The following is a 515-nucleotide window of genomic DNA, read 5'->3' as shown; positions in this document are numbered from 1 at the left end:
CGCCGCACTCGAGGATCGCCGGGGGCACCACCGCTCGTGCCCCGGCGGCGATCACCACCTGGTCGGCCGCGAATTCGTCGCCCGCATCGGTGCGCAACAGGTAGCGGCCGTCGGCCTGCACGCCACCGAATCGGGTGCGCTGGGACGACATCGTCTCGCGCGTCTTCGGGCGCATCGACCCGATCGGGGTCAGCGGTGAGGATTACCGGAACGCCGCACTCGAGGATCGCCGGGGGCACCACCGCTCGTGCCCCGGCGGCGATCACCACCTGGTCGGCCGCGAATTCGTCGCCCGCATCGGTGCGCAACAGGTAGCGGCCGTCGGCCTGCACGCCACCGAATCGGGTGCGCTGCTTGTAGACATCGATGTTGGGTGCGGCGTTCCGGTAATCCTCACCGCTGACCCCGATCGGGTCGATGCGCCCGAAGACGCGCGAGACGATCATGCGAATCTCGGAGCTGCCCGAGCATCTGGTGATCGTCGGGGGCGGCTTCGTGGCAGCCGAATTCGCCCA

At 69.5% G+C, this 515-nt stretch carries 1 pseudogene; it reads right to left on the bottom strand.

The features are described 5' to 3' along the window. Positions 1-209: 209 nt before the first annotated feature. Positions 210-443: pseudogene (locus tag A5622_RS30690) on the bottom strand (mycothione reductase); the annotation flags it as partial. Positions 444-515 lie beyond the last annotated feature (72 nt).

The organism is Mycobacterium sp. 1245801.1 (genome assembly GCF_001673055.1).
Taxonomy (GTDB): Bacteria; Actinomycetota; Actinomycetes; order Mycobacteriales; family Mycobacteriaceae; genus Mycobacterium; species Mycobacterium europaeum_A.
This window is presented reverse-complemented; position numbering and strand designations above follow the sequence as displayed.